We start from the raw sequence: 15,775 nt of genomic DNA on the forward strand, positions 1-15,775 counted from the left end.
CCGCCCTGGGTCCTTTCGGCGTCCCAGCGGCGGCCGGGCGCCGGCCGCCACGGCGGCTTTTCGGAATTTGATCGGAGGCTGCGCCAATTTGATTGACTAGGAAATCATATGCATATAGTTTCCTAGTCAATCAAAGAGGGCGCCATGTCTTCCACTCCCCCCGCTCCGCCGGTTTCCGATCTCACGGCGCATCTGGGCTTCTGGCTGCGGCTGGTGTCCAACCACGTCTCCCAGGCCTTCGCCGCGAAGCTCGCGGACAAGGAGGTGACGGTCGCCGAATGGAGCGTGATGCGCGCGCTCTACGGCAAGGCGCCGATGCCGCCGAGCCGGATCGCGGACGAGATGGGCCTGACGCGGGGGGCGATCACCAAGCTCGCCGACCGGCTCATCGCAAAGGCGCTGATGGTGCGCGCGGCGAGCCCGGACGACGGCCGCGCACAAACCCTCGCGCTGACTGAGCGCGGCACCGCCCTCGTGCCCGCGCTCGCCGCGCTGGCCGACCGCAACGATGCCGAATTCTTCGACGCCCTCACCGCGGAAGACCGCGCGAGCCTGCTGCGGCTTCTGAGGAGCCTGGCCGAACGCGGCCAGATGACCGCAACCCCGATCGAATGATCCGCGCGCCCATTTCGGAGAACCACCATGGATGATCGACAGAAGACCGCGGCCCGCACCTGTCTCGCCGCCGCCGAGCACAACACCATGAGCTTTCCGCAGATCGTGGGAGCCTTGGGGGACGCCGGGTTTGAAAGCTATGCGGTCGATTTCCGCCGCGCGACCGCGACCTATTATCTGCCAGACGGGGAGAGCATCGCGCTGCCGGCGCATCGCGTCGTAGGCGCGGTTGTCCCCGCCTTCGATGCCGCGCGCCTCCAAGCCGCGATCCGCGACGCCCAGCAGCAGGTCGCGGGCTATACCTACACGGGATTTTGCGAACGTGCCGTCTCGGCCGGGTGCGCCGGCTATGTGGTGTCGTTCTCCGGCCGGCGGGCGCTTTATGTGGCGCGCACCGGGGAAACCCACGTCGAGCTGTTTCCGAATTCCTAGGCTGCGGCGCTTGCGCATAGGCTGCCACCGGTCCCGCACGGCGGCATGCCTTGCCGCTGCCACCGCACTGGCGTAAGCCTCCACGGCAGCCAAAGGAAGTTCCCATGCCGCAGGTGAGCCCTCAGCCGAACCTGACCGTCGATCCCGCCGAGGTCGCCCGCTTCGAGGCGCTGGGCGAAGAATGGTGGGATCCCAAGGGCAAGATGGCGCCGCTGCATGCCATCAATCCCGTGCGCCTCGCCTTCCTGCGCGACGTGATCGTGCGTCATTTCGGCCATGACCCGCGCAGCCTGCGGCCTTTGAAGGGGGTGCGCGTGCTGGACATCGGCTGCGGCGGCGGGCTCATCAGCGAGCCCATGGCGCGCATGGGGGCGGATATGGTGGGGATCGACCCCTCCGCCGGCAATGTGGACATCGCCCGCGCCCATGCGGCGCGCGCCGATCTCGCCGTGGATTATCGTGCCACCACCGCCGAGGAACTCGCCGATGCGGGCGAGCGGTTCGACGTGGTGATGGCGCTGGAGGTGGTGGAGCATGTGGCCGACGTCGGCCTGTTCGTGCGTCGCGCGGTGGAGATGGTGCAGCCCAATGGCCTGTTCATCGGCTCCACGCTGAACCGCACGGGCAAGAGCTTCGCGCTCGCCATTGTCGGGGCGGAATATGTGCTGCGCTGGCTGCCGCGCGGCACGCACCGCTGGGACAAGTTCGTGACCCCCGGCGAATTCGAGGCGACGCTCGCTGCCGGCGGCTTCGAAATGCGCGAATTGGCCGGCCTCAGCTTCGATCCGCTGCGCGGCACATGGGCGCTCTCGGCGGATACGGACGTGAATTATTTCATCGTCGCGGGGCCGATGGTCTAAGGGCCCTGCCGGCTCAGTTGCGGTCTTCCGGCAGGACGGGCAGGGGAAATACCGCCACCTCGTCATCGCGCAGCGCCTTCACCTCCTCGGCGCTGGCCTCGCCATAGATCGAGCGATGCTCGATCTCGCCGCCATGCATCTTGCGGGCGAGGGTCGCGAAATCCTCGCCGACATAATCGGCGTTGCGGGTCACGTGGTCGCGCAGCTCGCGCACCAGGCGGCGGAATTCGCGTTCCTGCTCGCCCATCAGGGCCACCGCGTTCGCCGGTGCCTGCGCGGGGGCCTGGCCAGGCGCCTCGTCCCCGGTCTGGGCGGGGGCGGCGTCGGGCGCCGCCGGCGGGGCGCCGCGATCGGTGCGGGCGACCGATGGCGCCATGATCGCCTTTTCCACGCGCACACTGCCGCAATTCGGGCACGACACCAGGCCGCGTCCGCGCTGGGCCTCGTAGCTGTCGGAGGAGGGGAACCAGCTTTCGAAATCGTGGCCCTGTTCGCACCTCAGCGTGTAGCGGATCACGTCGTGGCCCCGACCAGATGCAGATGCCCGCCCTGGCCACCGTCGGCGACCTCGAACCGGCGGCCGTGCTGCAGCGAGGGAATGCGCCGGCGGGCGGCGGCGACTTCCTTCAGGTCGATTTCGGCGAGGATCACGCCGGGGTCGGTGCCGCCCTCGGCGATCACGCGGCCCCACGGGTCCACGATCAGGGAATGGCCATAGGTTTCGCGGCCGTTCTCGTGACGCCCGCCCTGGGCGGCGGCGAGCACATAGGCGCCGTTCTCGATGGCGCGGGCGCGCAGCAGCACATGCCAATGGGCTTCCCCAGTGGGACGGGTGAAGGCGGCCGGCACGGTCAGCAGGTCGGCACCGTTCTCCGCCAGCGCCCGGTAGAGCGGGGGAAAGCGCAGGTCGTAGCAGATGGTAAGGCCGACCTTGATCCCGGAGACGGCGGCGGTCACGGCGCGCTCGCCGGGCCGGTAGGAATTGGATTCGCGATAGCTCTCGCCATTGCCGAGATCCACGTCGAACATGTGGATCTTGTCGTAGCGGGTGGCGATGTCCCCGTCGGGGGCGATCAGGAAGCCGCGATTGACGGCGCGCTGCTCGGAAATCTTCAGCGCCAGCGAGCCCACATGCAGGTGGATCTTCAGCTCGCGCGCCAGATCGCGGAATGCGGCGAGGGCAGGGTCCGCTTCTTCCTCATGCAGCTTTTCGAACAGCAGCGTGCGGTCCAGCTCCATGAGATTGGTGGTTTCCGGCGTCTGCACATATTGCGCGCCGGCCAGCGCGGCCTCGCGGATCAGCGCGCTCGCGGTCTCGATATTGGCGGCGACCTCGCGCCCGGAGCGCAATTGAACCAGGCCCACGCGCAGTGTTTCGGTCTTCTGGGTCTCACTCATGGCTTCGGCTCGCGGCGCGCAACAGGGATAAGAGGTGGCACGTTGGAAGGGGGCAAGTTGCGCGGAGGGAAGTGTAGAGGCTCGTCCCACCGCGCGCGAGGGGGTAAAGGCCGCGCGGCTCGGCTGGAGCGGCGAGGAGCCCGCGCGGCGCGGCTCAGGCCGCGATCAGGGTGTCGAGCTCGCCCGCGCTTTCGAGGGCATAGAGATCGTCACAGCCGCCCACATGGGTCTCGCCGATGAAGATCTGGGGAACACTGGTCCGCCCGCCCGCGCGCCGGGACATTTCCTCCTGTCCGGCGGGGTCCGTGGTCACGTCGATCTCGGTGAACGTCAAACCTTTTCGGCGCAGCAACTCCTTTGCAGCATGGCAATAGGGGCACCAGCTCTTGGTGTAAATTTCGATGGTTTTCATGCAGGCCTCTGCGCGACGGGCCAAACCGCCGTCACGTAATTGTTGCATAATAAGGCTCTTCAGCCGGCTTCGACAACCCTGGCGAATGTCACGGCGTCGATATGAACGGCCTTTGCATACCTCAACGCCTGGGCGCAGGCATCCAGCGTCGCCCCGGTTGTGAGCACATCGTCCACAATCACAATCCGCCGCCCGGCCACATGGTGCTGGAGCGAATCGGGCACGCGAAATGCCCCTGAAACATTCGCGCGACGTTCCGCGCGGCTGAAGGAGACCTGCGAAGGGGTGGCCCGGGTGCGCGCCAGCACGTCGGTGCGGCACGGCACGCCGCTCGCCCTGGAGATCCGCCGGGCCAGCAGGGCGGCCTGGTTGAAGCGGCGCCGCCACAGCCGAAGGGGATGCAGCGGCACCGGCACGATGAGGTCGGCCTCGCGCAGCAATTCGCCCGCCGCGCGCATCATCAGGCGCGCCATGGGGGCCGCCATGTCGAGCCGGTCGCCATATTTCAGGCCATGCACGAGATCGCGAGAGACCGGGCCGAACAGCACCGCCGCGCGCGCCCGGTCGAAGGCCGGCGGATCGGTGACCGCCTCCAGGGACAGGCGCGGCGCGCCGTCGCCTTGCTGCTGCTCATAGGCGAAGGGAATGCCGAGCCGTTCGCAATAGGGTCGCTCGACGAACGTGAGGCGGCGCCAGCATCCCCCGCACAGGCCCTCCGCCTCGTGCACGATGGCGCCGCATGCGACGCAGGTGGGCGGCAGCACGAGGCCGAGCACCGCCTTGCCGGCCGCGTGCAGCGCCCGCCCGGCGCCGCGTCCACCAGCAAGCAGCCGCTCCGCGATGCGCGGCGCAGGTTCGCCGGGCTCCGCGCCCTCGCCTTGGCCAGCGTCTCGATCTGGAACCGCTGCCTGCATGTCGGCCGACCACCCGCCCCGTTTGGCGCACAATGGCGCGGAGCTGCCACGCCTTCAATGGGCGGGCCGACGGCGTTCCGTCCCAGCAGTGTCAGCCGGGGCGGGCGAGGGGACGATCCGCCGTCATGGCCGGGCGCGATCGGGACCCGCATGATTGTCCACGGGCGGTGCCATCTTTGAGGGTTGTCATGCGCGGGCTTGTCCCGCGCTTCCACGCGGTTCCGCCGGGGCCGGCTTTTCGAGGTGGATATGACCACCGGGAGATGACCACCACGAAACGCCGACCGAGAGACGGAAAAGGGAAAGGCACCTGTCTTGGAGCGTACCCGTCCCGCCGAATGCCGATGCGCCTAGCCCGGCCGCCAGCGGCGCAGGAGCAAAGCGTTGCCGATGACGCTGACCGAGGACAGGGCCATGGCCGCCGCCGCCACCATGGGCGAGAGCAGCAGGCCAAGCACGGGATAGAGCACGCCGGCCGCGATCGGCACGCCCGCCGCATTGTAGAAGAAGGCGAAGAACAGGTTGCGGCGGATATTGGCCATGGTCGCCCGCGAGAGGGAGCGGGCATCGGCGATGCCGGCGAGATCGCCCTTCAGCAAGGTGATGCCGGCGCTCTCCATGGCGACATCGGTGCCCGTGCCCATGGCGATGCCCACATCCGCGGCGGCAAGCGCGGGGGCATCGTTCACCCCGTCCCCGGCCATGGCGACGATCCGCCCCTCGGCGCGGAGGCGGGCGATCAGCGCCGCCTTGTCCTTGGGCAGGACCTCGGCCACCACTTCGGTCAGGCCCAGCCGGTCGGCGACCGCCTGGGCGGTGGCGCGATTGTCGCCCGTGAGCATGATGACGCGGATGCCGTCCGCCTTCAGCGCCGCGAGCGCCGCCGGCGTGCTCGCCTTGATGGGGTCGGCGACCGCGATCAGGCCGATGGCGGTTCCGCCGGCGGCGACGAGCACCACGCTCGCTCCCTCGCGGCGCAGGGCCTCGGCCTCACCGGCAAGGGCATCGCTGGCGATGTTGTGCTCGGCGAGGAAGGCGGCATGGCCCACCAGCACGGTTTCGCCCGCCACGGTGCCGATCACGCCTTTGCCGACCGGACTGTCGAAGCCCGCCGGCTCGCTCAAGGCGAGGCCGCGCGCCTGCGCGCCGGCGACGATGGCGGCGGCGAGCGGATGCTCGCTCGGCCGTTCGAGACTGGCGGCGAGGCGCAGCACCTCATCCTCGGTGCGGCCGAGGGCACGCACGGCGGTGAGCTTGGGCTTGCCTTCGGTGAGGGTGCCGGTCTTGTCCGCCACCAGCGTATCGACCTTCTCCAGCCGCTCCAGCGCCTCCGCGCTCTTGATCAGGATTCCCGCCTGCGCCCCCCGCCCGACGCCCACCATGATCGACATGGGGGTGGCAAGGCCGAGCGCGCAGGGGCAGGCGATGATCAGCACCGACACGCCGGCCATCAGCGCGAAGGTCAGGCGCGGCTCCGGACCGACCAGCATCCACACGCCGAACGCCACCAGGGCGGCGGCGATGACCGCCGGCACGAACCAGCCGGCGACCTGATCGGCGAGGCGCTGGATCGGCGCGCGCGAGCGCTGGGCCTGCGCCACCATCTGGACGATCTGGGAGAGCAGCGTCTCGCTGCCGACCTTCTCGGCCCGCATCACGATACCGCCGCTGACATTGAGCGTCCCGGCGATGACTGTGTCGCCGATATCCTTGGAAATCGGCAGAGATTCCCCCGTAATCAGGGATTCATCCAGACTGCTGCGGCCTTCGTCTACGGTGCCGTCCACCGGCACCTTCTCGCCGGGGCGCACCCGCAGGCGGTCGCCGGGGTGGACGCGATCGAGCGGCACATCCTCTTCCGAGCCATCGGAATTGAGGCGGCGCGCGGTTTTCGGGGCAAGGCCGAGCAGCGCCTTGATGGCGCCGGAGGTCTGGTCGCGCGCCCGCAATTCCAATACCTGCCCGAGCAAGACCAGGACCGTAATCACGGCGGCGGCCTCGAAATAGACCGGAACCGCTCCATCATGTGTCTGGAAAGATTGAGGAAATATCCCAGGCACAAAGGTGCCGACCAAGCTGTAGAGGAACGCCACGCCGGTGCCGAGGGCGATCAGCGTGAACATGTTCAAATGCCCGCTCCGTACCGAGGCAGCGCCACGCTCGAAGAACGGCAGGCCGCACCATAGCACCACCGGAGTGGCGAGGACGAACTGGACAAAATTCGACGTCTGCTGCGCGAGCAGGTGCAGGCCGAACAGGTGCTGGCCCATCTCCAGCGCGAACACCGGCACCGTCAGCACCAGGCCGATCCAGAATCGACGAAACATATCAACGAGTTCGGCGTTGGGCGCGTCATCGAGCGTCACCAGATCCGGTTCCAGCGCCATGCCGCAGATGGGGCAGGCGCCGGGGCCGATCTGGCGGATTTCCGGATGCATTGGGCAGGTGAAGACCGTCCCCTCCGGCACCGGCGCGGCCGGCGCCGCCTTGTTGGCGAGGTAGCGGTCGGGATCGGCCTCGAACTTGGCCTTGCAGCCGGCACAGCAGAAATAGAAGGGCTGGCCATTGTGGTCGGCCCGATGCTTGGCGGTGTGGGGATCCACATCCATGCCGCAGACCGGGTCCTTGGCCATGTGGGAATGGGCGCAGGCGGAATGATCATGGCCTGCATGATCGTGCCCCGTCCCGGCCGGCACCGGAGCCTTGGCGCCGCAGCAGGGCGCGGCGACGGGTTTCTCCGCCGCCTTCAGCGGCGCTGGGCCGCCGCCGCAGCCTGTGGCAGCCGCTTCGGCCGAGGTCGTCGGAGAGGAGGGGGCGTGCGGATCGTGTGTCATGATCGCCTCATTGCGTCTCCACGCGCGGCCGTCTTTGCGCTCGCTCAGAAAGACGCGAATTGATTGCACGAGATAACCCCCAGGGGGTATCTTCATCTTGTTATCTATACCCGTCAGGGGTATATGGCAAGCATGCGTGACCCGGCAAAATCCTCCGTCCTGAAGCGCCTCAACCGCATCGAGGGGCAAGTGCGCGGCATTGCCCGCATGGTGGAGGAGGATCGTTATTGCATCGACCTCATCACCCAGATCTCCGCCGTCCGCGCCGCCTTGCGCCGGGCCGAGGAGGAGGTGCTGCGCGATCATGTCGCCCATTGCGTCGAGCACGCGATCCGCTCCGGCGACGCGGACGAACAACGCAAGAAAGTCGCCGAGCTGATGGATGTGATCGCCCGCAGCGAACGTTGATCTTGGGCCCGACACTGCCGCCGGCGATACCCCGGTGATAGGATGGAAATGATGATTCGACGGGGGTGCCCATGACATCTGGACCGGCCTGCGACCGCTCGTCCCGGACGCGCGCGTCCCGTCGCGGGCGTGGTGCCTTCTCATTGGCGCGCTCGCTCTCGGCCGTAGCTCTGGGGCTGGCGGCATTTGCCGCGGCGACGCTGGCACCCGCTTTCCTGTCGCCCGCCGCCGCAGGGCCTGCCGGGCCCGCCGGTACATTGTGCAACGCGGATGAGGCGGTGATCTTTTCCTGCCCGGCCGGTGCGCGAACCTTGTCGATCTGCGCCTCAGGAGATCTTGGTGGCGACAGCGGCGTCGTGCTGTATCGCTATGGCCGGCCGGGACGCCTGGAGATCACGTATCCCGATCCCGCTGTTCCGCCCGTGCAGGCCTTCACCGCCGGCCGCCTGATGTTCGCCGGTGGCGGCGGCGCTTGGTTTCGCTTCGAGAAGGGACCGTTTCGCTACACGGTGTTCAATGCCATCGGCCGCTGGAATCCCAAGGGCGGCCCCTTGGCGCTCGCGGGCGTCGCGGTGGAGAAGGATGGCAAGGCGCTCGCGGATATCGCCTGCGACGGCGATCCGGTGAGCGTGCTCGGCTCGGATTTTTTCGAGCGCGCCGGCATTAAGCTGACTGGCGACTTCGAGATCCCCGAGGCCTTCTTCCCGAAATAAGCACTGCGTGCGTTTGCCCGTTTCGTGGAATCGGGAAAATGCTTTCTGTAACTGGGTCCGCGCGTTTTCTTCGCGCGAACCGGTGTCGCTTTCGCTCGAAAACGCCTAGTCCGCGAGCGCTGCAATGATGGCGTTCAGCACCGGGAAGCCAGCGGGGGTCGCGGCGAGGCGGTCGCCGGTGCGCTTCACCAGGGCGTCCGCTTCCAGAGGTGCGATGCGGCTTTCGGGGATGGCCGGTCCCGCGAGCCGTGCATATCGGGCAAGATCAACGCCCTCCGCCAGGCGCAGGCCCATGAGCAGTAGCTCGTCGGCCTGTTCGGCGCGCGCCAACGTCTCGTCGGACACGATGCCGTGGCCGTTCGCCTCCACCAGCTCCAGCCATTTTTCGGGCTGCTTCTGTGTGAAGGTGGCGCGGCGCGCCCCGTCCACCGCCAGCCGCCCATGGGCGCCGGGGCCGAGGCCGGCATAGGTGCCATAGCGCCAATAGACGAGATTGTGCCGCGCCTCGGCGCCGGGCCGGGCGTGGTTGGAAATCTCATACGCCGGCAACCCGGCGGCGGCGGTGATCTCCTGCGTGACATCCCACAGCGCGCGGGCATGGTCGTCGTCCGGGATCAACAGCTTGCCGGCGGAATACAGCTTCTCGAACATGGTGCCCGGCTCGATGGTGAGCTGGTACAGCGAGAGATGCTCGCATCCTTCCGCGATGGCGCGTTTCAGCTCGCGCGCCCAGTCTTCCGGCTTCTGGCGCGGGCGGGCATAGATGAGATCGAAAGACACGCGCTCGAACGCATTGCGCGCGATCGCGACCGCCGCCAGCGCCTCATCCACCGAGTGCATGCGGCCCAGCGCTTTCAGCTCGGCATCGTCCAGCGCCTGCACGCCCAGGGACACCCGGTTCACTCCCGCCGCGCGATAGCCGCGAAACCGCTCGGCCTCGACGCTCGTGGGATTGGCCTCCAGCGTGATCTCGGCATCGGCGGCAAGCGGCCAGGCGGCATTCACCGCCTCCAGGATCGCCGCGACGGTGCTTGGCGCCATGAGCGAGGGCGTGCCGCCGCCGAAGAACACCGTCCCCGCCTCGCGCGGCCCGGTGAGGGCGCGCATATGGGCAATCTCCCGGCGAAAAGCGGCGATGAAGCGCGCCTGATCGGGCGGGGTGTGGCGCACGTGGCTGTTGAAGTCGCAATAGGGGCATTTGGCGAGGCAGAAGGGCCAATGCACATAAACGCCGAAGCCTCCGGCACGATCTTCTCCACCCGGGCGGGCCGCCCCCTCTCCCGCTTGCGGGGGAGGGCCGGGGTGGGGGAAAGAGGGCGTGCGAGACGCTGGCATCGGCGCTGCGGCGCGTGCCCCCTCCCAACCCTCCCCCGCACTCGGGAGAGGGCCTGAACCGTTTGAAGCGGAAAGCGCAGAAGCGGTCGTCGTGGTCATGCCTCCAGGCAGGCCTGCGCCAATTGGCGAAAGGCGCGGGCGCGATGGGAGAGGCCGAAGCCGAGCGGCGGCATGGAATGCTTCTCCTCCGCGCTCATTTCCGCGAAGGTGCGGGTGTGGCCCTCGGGTACGAACATGGGATCATAGCCAAACCCCTTGGCGCCGCGGGTCGGCCACACCAGTTCGCCCTCCACCACGCCCTCGAATTCCTCCACATGGCCGTCGGGCCACGCCAGGCACAGGGCCGAGACGAAGCGGGCGGTGCGCGAATCCGGGTCGGTTGCGCCGCGCGCCACCAGCAGCGACTGGATGGTTTCCATCGCCTTTTCGAAATCGCGCTCCGGCCCCGCCCAGCGGGCGGTGTGGATGCCCGGCTGGCCGCCGAGCGCGTCGATGACCAGCCCGCTGTCATCGGCGAAGGCGGGTAATTGCGCCGCGCTCGCCGCCGCGACCGCCTTGAGGCGGGCATTGGCGGCAAACGTGGTGCCGGTCTCGTCGGGCTCGGGCAGGCCGAGTTCGCCGGCGGCCACCGCTTCCACCCCATAGGGTTCGAGCAGCATGCGCATCTCGATGAGCTTGCCCTTGTTGTGCGTGGCGACCACCAGCCGCCCTTCGAGCCGGCGATGGGTCATCAGGCCACCGCCTGCTTCTGCAAATCCACCAGCTGGTTGATGCCGGTGCGGGCGAGCGAGAGCAATTGCAGGAATTCGGCCTCGCTGAACGGGGTCTTTTCCGCCGTGCCCTGGATTTCGACGATGCCGCCGGAACCGGTCATGACGAAATTGGCGTCGGTCTCCGCCTTGCTGTCCTCGGGATAATCGAGATCGAGCACCGGCGTGCCCTCGAAAATGCCGCAGGAGACCGCCGCGACGTGCTCGCGCAGGGGGATGGTCTTCAGCATGGAGCGCGAATACATCCAGCTCATGCAATCGTGCAGGGCGATCCAGGCGCCGGTGATGGCGGCCGTGCGGGTGCCCCCGTCGGCCTGGAGTACGTCGCAATCCAGCGTGATCTGGCGTTCGCCGAGGCCGACCAGGTCGGTGACCGAACGCAGGGAGCGGCCGATCAGCCGCTGGATCTCCTGCGTGCGGCCGGATTGCTTGCCGGTGGTGGATTCGCGCCGGGTCCGCTCCAGCGTGGCGCGGGGGAGCATGGAATATTCCGCCGTCACCCAGCCGCGGCCCTGGCCCTTGAGCCACGGCGGCAGGCGCTCTTCCAGGGTCGCCGCCACCAGCACATGGGTGTCGCCGAACTTGACGAGGCACGAGCCCTCGGCATGGCGCAGAACGTTGCGCTCGAAGGAAACGGCTCGCATCTCGTCGCTCGCGCGGCGGCTCGGGCGCATAATCTATCCAATCCGTTGTGAAACTGGCCGTCGTTTTAGGGGTGGGCGCGCGCAGGAGCAAGGGGCGTGGTATGCTGCGTCATGGTTCAGGTGGGCGCGGTGTGCGAACAGGCGATGGTGTCGCGGCGAGATAACCGGCGAGATATCGGGCGGGATGATCTGCGGCATCATGCAATGTCCCCGCCGGCGCCGCGCACCTGTCCCCCTGCTTTATCCCGCCCGCCCGATCCGGAGTGAGGCCTTGCCCATCGACCCCATCATTCCTCCCTTTTCAGCCGCCCTCGGACAGATCGACGAGCGCTCGCGCGAGATTTTCCGCCAGATCGTGGAAAGCTATCTCGCGACCGGCGAGCCGGTGGGCTCGCGCAACATCGCGCGCCTCATCCCCATGTCGCTGTCGCCGGCCTCCGTGCGCAACGTCATGGCGGACCTGGAAGCGGCGGGGCTGATCTACGCGCCGCACACAAGCGCCGGGCGCCTGCCGACCGAGCGCGGACTGCGCTTTTTCGTCGATGCGCTGATGGAAATCGGCGATGTGAGCGAGGGCGACCGGCGCAACATCGAATCCCAGGTCGCCGCCGCAGCCAAGGGCTATACCGTCGACGGCGTGCTGCGCGAGGCTTCCGCCTTGCTCTCCGGCCTGTCGCGCGGCGCAGGCGTGGTGACGGCCATCAAGACCGATCCGCGCCTCAAGCATGTGGAATTCGTGCCGCTGGATACCAACCGTGCCCTGGTCATTCTGGTGTCCGAGGACGGGCAGGTTGAAAACCGGGCCGTGCCGCTGCCGCTTGGCCTTCCGGCCTCGGCGCTGACCGAGGCCACCAATTTCCTCAACGCCCATATTCGCGGCCGCACGCTCGCCGAGGCGCGGGCCGAGATGGAAAACCTGTTGAGCGACCTGCGCCAGCAATTGGACGCCCTGACCGCCCGGGTGGTTGAGGCAGGCCTTGCCTCCTGGTCCGGCGACGGGCCGGCCGAGCGCAAGCTGATCGTGCGCGGCCAGGCGAAATTGCTGGAGGATCTTCACGCCCTGGAAGATCTCGAACGCATCCGCCTGCTGTTCGACGATCTCGAATCCAAGCGCGACGTGGTGGATCTGCTCGGCCGGGCGGAGGATGCCCAGTCGCTGCGCATTTTCATCGGCTCGGAGAATAAATTGTTCTCGCTCTCCGGCTCCTCCACCATCGTCGCGCCCTATCACGACAGCCAGGGCCGGGTGCTGGGGGTGCTTGGGGTGATCGGACCGACGCGGCTCAATTATGGGCGCATCGTGCCCATGGTGGACTTCACGGCGCGGGTCGTGAGCCGCGTTCTCGGCGCTCCGGGGGCCGACGCGGCTTGATTTTTCCCGCCATGCCCCCGATATGCGGGGCGAATTCGGTGCACCTGCCCGTGGGGCGGTGTTGTTAGCGACGAGGACATGGGCATGAGCGATCAGGGTGGCGCGAACGACGCGAAGCCCCATACCGACCTGAACTCCGATCCGGAGGGCGCGGAAATGGAAGCGCTCGCCGAAGCGGAAGAGGCCGGTGGACTCCACGCGGAAAAGCAGCGGCTGGAGGGCGAGGTCGCGAACCTGAAGGACAAGTTCCTGCGCGCCTACGCGGAAGCGGAGAACATCCGTCGCCGGGCCGAGAAGGAAGTGGCTGATGCCAAGACTTATGGCATCGCCTCTTTCGCGCGTGACGTATTGAACGTTGCCGATGATCTCGCCCGCGCCCTCGGCGCGGTGGAAGCGGAAGCCAAGGAAAAGGCCGAAGGCGCATTCAAGGCGCTGCTGGACGGCCTGGAACTGACCGAGCGCAGCCTTCAGAAGGGCCTGGAAAAGCACGGCATCCGCAAGGTGGAGCCGGTGGGGGAGAAATTCGATCCCAATCTGCACCAAGCCATGTTCGAGGTGCCGGACGCGAGCGTGCCCAACGGCACCGTGGTCCAGGTGGTCCAGTCCGGCTATGTGATCGGTGATCGGGTTCTGCGTCCCGCCATGGTCGGCGTTTCGCGCGGCGGTCCCAAGGTGGCGCCGGGCGAGGCCAAGGCTGAGAACGGTTCCGCGAACTGAGCGCCGTTTCCGGCCGGTTCGGTTGAACGAAAGCCGTCGTGCCGTTTAGGCGCGGCGGCTTTTTATTTGAGCGCCCTCGGTGTGTCCTCAGTTGGATTCGATCCCATCGCGGATCGCCCGGACGCGGGTGTAGGTATCCTGGAAGGCATCCGCCTTCACCACCGTGATCATCCGGATATGCGCGTTCGAGCCGAACCGCAGCCACTGGATTACCTTCACGTCCGCCCCCGATGTGGCATCCTTGGCGGTGGCGATGATCTCAAAGCCCGGCTGGCCGCCGATGCGCAAGGGCTCGGCCCGGTCGATATGCATGTCGCGAACCGCCGGCACCGAGGAAAGCGAGCGCAGGGCGAACTGCCCGCGATCGTCCTCACGCGGCGTGCCGGGCGAAACGCCGACCACGAAGATCGGCTGGCTCGCGCTTTCCACCACGTCCTTGTCGCCCTCGGTCAGCACCGCGGCGGTATTGCCGATGACCTTAACCACCCGGAACCCCGCGAGGTCGCCGAGCTTGAACGGCAGGCCCGCCAATTGTTCCTGGGTCGAGGGCGGGGCACGGAACGCCAGCGTCATCAAGCTTTTGCGGACGGCCTCGTCGGTCAGTTCACCGGCATTGGCCTCGGGAACCTGCACCGTGATGAGCGCCGTGCCCTTCGGGGAGCCTGCGAGCAGGATCCATTTCTTCGCGACCACCGGCCCGGCGCTCTGCTTGCCGATCACCAGCAGGGTCTGTGCCTCACGCAAAGCGGAGGAGTCCGGGAGACTCTTGGGGTCGGCCACCAGCGGACCGCGGCTTTCGACGGTAATGCCCTTGGTGGCGAGCGCCGCGTCGGTAAAGCCGGCCTCGATCTGGGCATAGGCCTGGGGCGGCATCTCGATGATGAGAAGGGAGGCGGCCTTGCTACGGTCCTCGAAGCCGGAGAAGGTCGGGCTTTCCACCATGCCGTCGGGCGGCACGACACCCACCAGCGTCCCCTTTGGAAAAACGGCATCGGCAGCGCCGGCAAGCCCGCCCGAAACCAGCAGCACGGCGAGCGAAAGCCCGAGGCGGATCTTCATCTTCGGCAATCCCATTACGGCAAATCCATTGCGGCCAGACCCATCATGGCGTCTTGGCGGCGAAAGCGGGCGGAAGCGTGGCCCGCGCTGATGTCGCAGGTTCGGCCGGGTCCAGCTGGGGAGGGTCCACGCGGCGCAGCGTGAGGTTGAAGCGGCCGGGATGCGGCAGCAGGGTCGAAGTCCCCGGCAGGATGCGGTCGATGCCGTGGAACGCGAGCCGGCTTTCGCCCGCCAGCAGCAGCGCATCGCCCGAGGCCAACCGCAGCGAACGGGTCGGGCTCCGTCGCTCGGTGCCGCCGAGGCGAAACAGCGCGGTGTCGCCCAACGAGAGCGAGAGCACGGGGGCGGTGAAATCGTGCTCGTCGCGATCCTGGTGCAGGCTCATGCGGGCATCGGGTGCGTACCAATTGATCAGGCAGGCCTGCGGCAGCGCGGCATCGCCGGTGAGCGCGGCCCAGGCGGCGAGCAGGGCGGCGGGCATGGGCGGCCACGGCGCCCGCGTGTCCGGGTGGAAGGACTGATAGCGATAGCCCGCCTCGTCCGAGACCCAGCCGAGCGGGCCGCAATTGCTCATGCGCACGGAAAACGGCTTTCCCGTCCGCGGCATGCGGGGTGTGAACAGCGGTGCCTCGGCAAGGACGGCGTTGATCTCGTCCACCAAGGCCTCCTGGCGCGGGCGGTCGAGGAAATCCGGCCAATACAGGCACCCCGGCGCGACTTCCATCTGCTGCGACACCTGACGTCTTGCCTCCCGCTCCACCATGGCCGAGCCGCATGCTCTCGCCAAGCCGGTCCGCCCGCCTCGGCGCGAGCACATGGGAACGCCTGGGTGCGAGCCGCGTTCCTTGGATGACGGAAGGACAGGAGATTCCCCATGAAACAACGTCTTGCCGGCGCTGCCGGCGTCCTCGCCCTGGTGCTTGGCGCGTCCGCCGCCAGCGCCCAGACCACGGCGGTCATCGTCACCCAGCCGTCTGGCTATGTGACCGTCACGCCCGACCAGCAGGTGCTGATCCAGCGCTATGTGGTGCAGCATCCGGTGACGGCGACCATCGTGACGCAGCCCGGCTTCGTTCCTGTGCCCGGCGCGGTGCTGCCGGCGGACGTGCAGGTGCAGACCTTCTCCACCGACGTGTCCTATGGAGGCTTCGATGCCCCCAGCTACCGCTACGTGGTGATGCCTGATAACCAGACGGTGTTGGTGGAGCCGGGCAGCCGGCGCATTATCGAGGTAATAAGGTAAAGTTTTAGCCCTCGGGCCGACCGCGCGGCGGGTTCCCGGAAACGCCGGG

At 67.8% G+C, this 15,775-nt stretch carries 18 protein-coding genes; 8 read left to right on the forward strand and 10 right to left on the reverse strand.

Features of this window, described 5'->3' with window-relative positions; genetic code table 11:
- Positions 1 to 144 precede the first annotated feature (144 nt).
- The 3 genes from V5F78_RS01800 (at position 145) to ubiG (ending at position 1,907) form a co-directional block, all read left to right on the forward strand.
- Positions 145 to 615, forward strand: a complete 471-nt coding sequence (locus V5F78_RS01800; RefSeq protein ID WP_394068910.1) for a MarR family winged helix-turn-helix transcriptional regulator — start codon at positions 145 to 147, stop codon at positions 613 to 615.
- Positions 616 to 642: 27 nt separating this feature from the next.
- Positions 643 to 1,047: a DUF1398 domain-containing protein gene (locus tag V5F78_RS01805; protein ID WP_394068912.1), complete on the forward strand. Its 405-nt coding sequence runs from the start codon at positions 643 to 645 to the stop codon at positions 1,045 to 1,047.
- 104 nt (positions 1,048 to 1,151) lie between these two features.
- Positions 1,152 to 1,907: a bifunctional 2-polyprenyl-6-hydroxyphenol methylase/3-demethylubiquinol 3-O-methyltransferase UbiG gene (gene ubiG, locus V5F78_RS01810; RefSeq protein WP_394068914.1), complete on the forward strand. Its 756-nt coding sequence runs from the start codon at positions 1,152 to 1,154 to the stop codon at positions 1,905 to 1,907.
- A gap of 13 nt (positions 1,908 to 1,920) precedes the next feature.
- On the opposite strand, the gene V5F78_RS01815 is transcribed toward ubiG, so the two are convergent.
- From V5F78_RS01815 to V5F78_RS01835, 5 genes are all read right to left on the reverse strand, one after another.
- Positions 1,921 to 2,424, reverse strand: coding sequence for a DUF1178 family protein (locus V5F78_RS01815; protein ID WP_394068916.1), 504 nt, complete (start codon positions 2,422 to 2,424; stop codon positions 1,921 to 1,923).
- Positions 2,421 to 3,305, reverse strand: coding sequence for a carbon-nitrogen hydrolase family protein (locus V5F78_RS01820; protein ID WP_394068918.1), 885 nt, complete (start codon positions 3,303 to 3,305; stop codon positions 2,421 to 2,423). The genes V5F78_RS01815 and V5F78_RS01820 overlap by 4 nt, the downstream gene beginning before the upstream one ends.
- 154 nt (positions 3,306 to 3,459) lie before the next feature.
- A complete protein-coding gene (gene grxC, locus V5F78_RS01825; RefSeq protein ID WP_348844390.1) occupies positions 3,460 to 3,717 on the reverse strand; it encodes a glutaredoxin 3 in 258 nt (85 codons plus the stop codon).
- Between the two features lie 59 nt (positions 3,718 to 3,776).
- Entirely contained in the window at positions 3,777 to 4,631 is an 855-nt protein-coding gene (locus V5F78_RS01830; protein ID WP_394068920.1) for a ComF family protein, read from the reverse strand.
- Between the two features lie 350 nt (positions 4,632 to 4,981).
- On the reverse strand, positions 4,982 to 7,465 hold the full coding sequence (locus tag V5F78_RS01835; RefSeq protein WP_394068922.1) for a heavy metal translocating P-type ATPase: 2,484 nt from the start codon (positions 7,463 to 7,465) through the stop codon (positions 4,982 to 4,984).
- Between the two features lie 132 nt (positions 7,466 to 7,597).
- Between V5F78_RS01835 and V5F78_RS01840 the strand changes: the two genes are divergently transcribed.
- Positions 7,598 to 7,873, forward strand: coding sequence for a metal-sensitive transcriptional regulator (locus V5F78_RS01840; protein WP_394014068.1), 276 nt, complete (start codon positions 7,598 to 7,600; stop codon positions 7,871 to 7,873).
- 71 nt (positions 7,874 to 7,944) lie between these two features.
- Entirely contained in the window at positions 7,945 to 8,586 is a 642-nt protein-coding gene (locus V5F78_RS01845; protein ID WP_394068923.1) for a hypothetical protein, read from the forward strand.
- Positions 8,587 to 8,691: 105 nt separating this feature from the next.
- Here V5F78_RS01845 and hemW read toward each other — a convergent pair whose 3' ends face one another.
- From hemW to rph, 3 genes are all read right to left on the reverse strand, one after another.
- The gene (hemW, locus tag V5F78_RS01850) at positions 8,692 to 9,810 is read right to left on the reverse strand and encodes a radical SAM family heme chaperone HemW (protein ID WP_394068924.1); all 1,119 of its coding nucleotides are present in this window, start codon (positions 9,808 to 9,810) and stop codon (positions 8,692 to 8,694) included.
- 206 nt (positions 9,811 to 10,016) lie between these two features.
- Positions 10,017 to 10,652, reverse strand: a complete 636-nt coding sequence (gene rdgB, locus V5F78_RS01855; protein WP_394068926.1) for an RdgB/HAM1 family non-canonical purine NTP pyrophosphatase — start codon at positions 10,650 to 10,652, stop codon at positions 10,017 to 10,019.
- Positions 10,652 to 11,365, reverse strand: a complete 714-nt coding sequence (gene rph / locus V5F78_RS01860) for a ribonuclease PH (RefSeq protein ID WP_394068928.1) — start codon at positions 11,363 to 11,365, stop codon at positions 10,652 to 10,654. Before rph ends, rdgB begins: the two co-directional genes overlap by 1 nt.
- Positions 11,366 to 11,606: 241 nt before the next feature.
- On the opposite strand from rph, the gene hrcA reads away from it, so the two are divergent.
- Positions 11,607 to 12,707, forward strand: coding sequence for a heat-inducible transcriptional repressor HrcA (hrcA, locus tag V5F78_RS01865; protein WP_394068930.1), 1,101 nt, complete (start codon positions 11,607 to 11,609; stop codon positions 12,705 to 12,707).
- Between the two features lie 84 nt (positions 12,708 to 12,791).
- Positions 12,792 to 13,424, forward strand: a complete 633-nt coding sequence (gene grpE, locus V5F78_RS01870) for a nucleotide exchange factor GrpE (protein ID WP_394068932.1) — start codon at positions 12,792 to 12,794, stop codon at positions 13,422 to 13,424.
- A gap of 87 nt (positions 13,425 to 13,511) precedes the next feature.
- On the opposite strand, the gene V5F78_RS01875 is transcribed toward grpE, so the two are convergent.
- Both V5F78_RS01875 and V5F78_RS01880 read right to left on the reverse strand, forming a co-directional pair.
- On the reverse strand, positions 13,512 to 14,483 hold the full coding sequence (locus V5F78_RS01875) for a hypothetical protein (RefSeq protein ID WP_394068933.1): 972 nt from the start codon (positions 14,481 to 14,483) through the stop codon (positions 13,512 to 13,514).
- Positions 14,484 to 14,526: 43 nt separating this feature from the next.
- Positions 14,527 to 15,207: an alpha-ketoglutarate-dependent dioxygenase AlkB family protein gene (locus V5F78_RS01880; protein WP_394069069.1), complete on the reverse strand. Its 681-nt coding sequence runs from the start codon at positions 15,205 to 15,207 to the stop codon at positions 14,527 to 14,529.
- Positions 15,208 to 15,357: 150 nt separating this feature from the next.
- On the opposite strand from V5F78_RS01880, the gene V5F78_RS01885 reads away from it, so the two are divergent.
- On the forward strand, positions 15,358 to 15,726 hold the full coding sequence (locus V5F78_RS01885; protein WP_394068934.1) for a DUF1236 domain-containing protein: 369 nt from the start codon (positions 15,358 to 15,360) through the stop codon (positions 15,724 to 15,726).
- Positions 15,727 to 15,775 lie beyond the last annotated feature (49 nt).

The organism is Roseixanthobacter glucoisosaccharinicivorans (genome assembly GCF_043195095.2).
Taxonomy (GTDB): Bacteria; Pseudomonadota; Alphaproteobacteria; order Rhizobiales; family Xanthobacteraceae; genus NCEH01.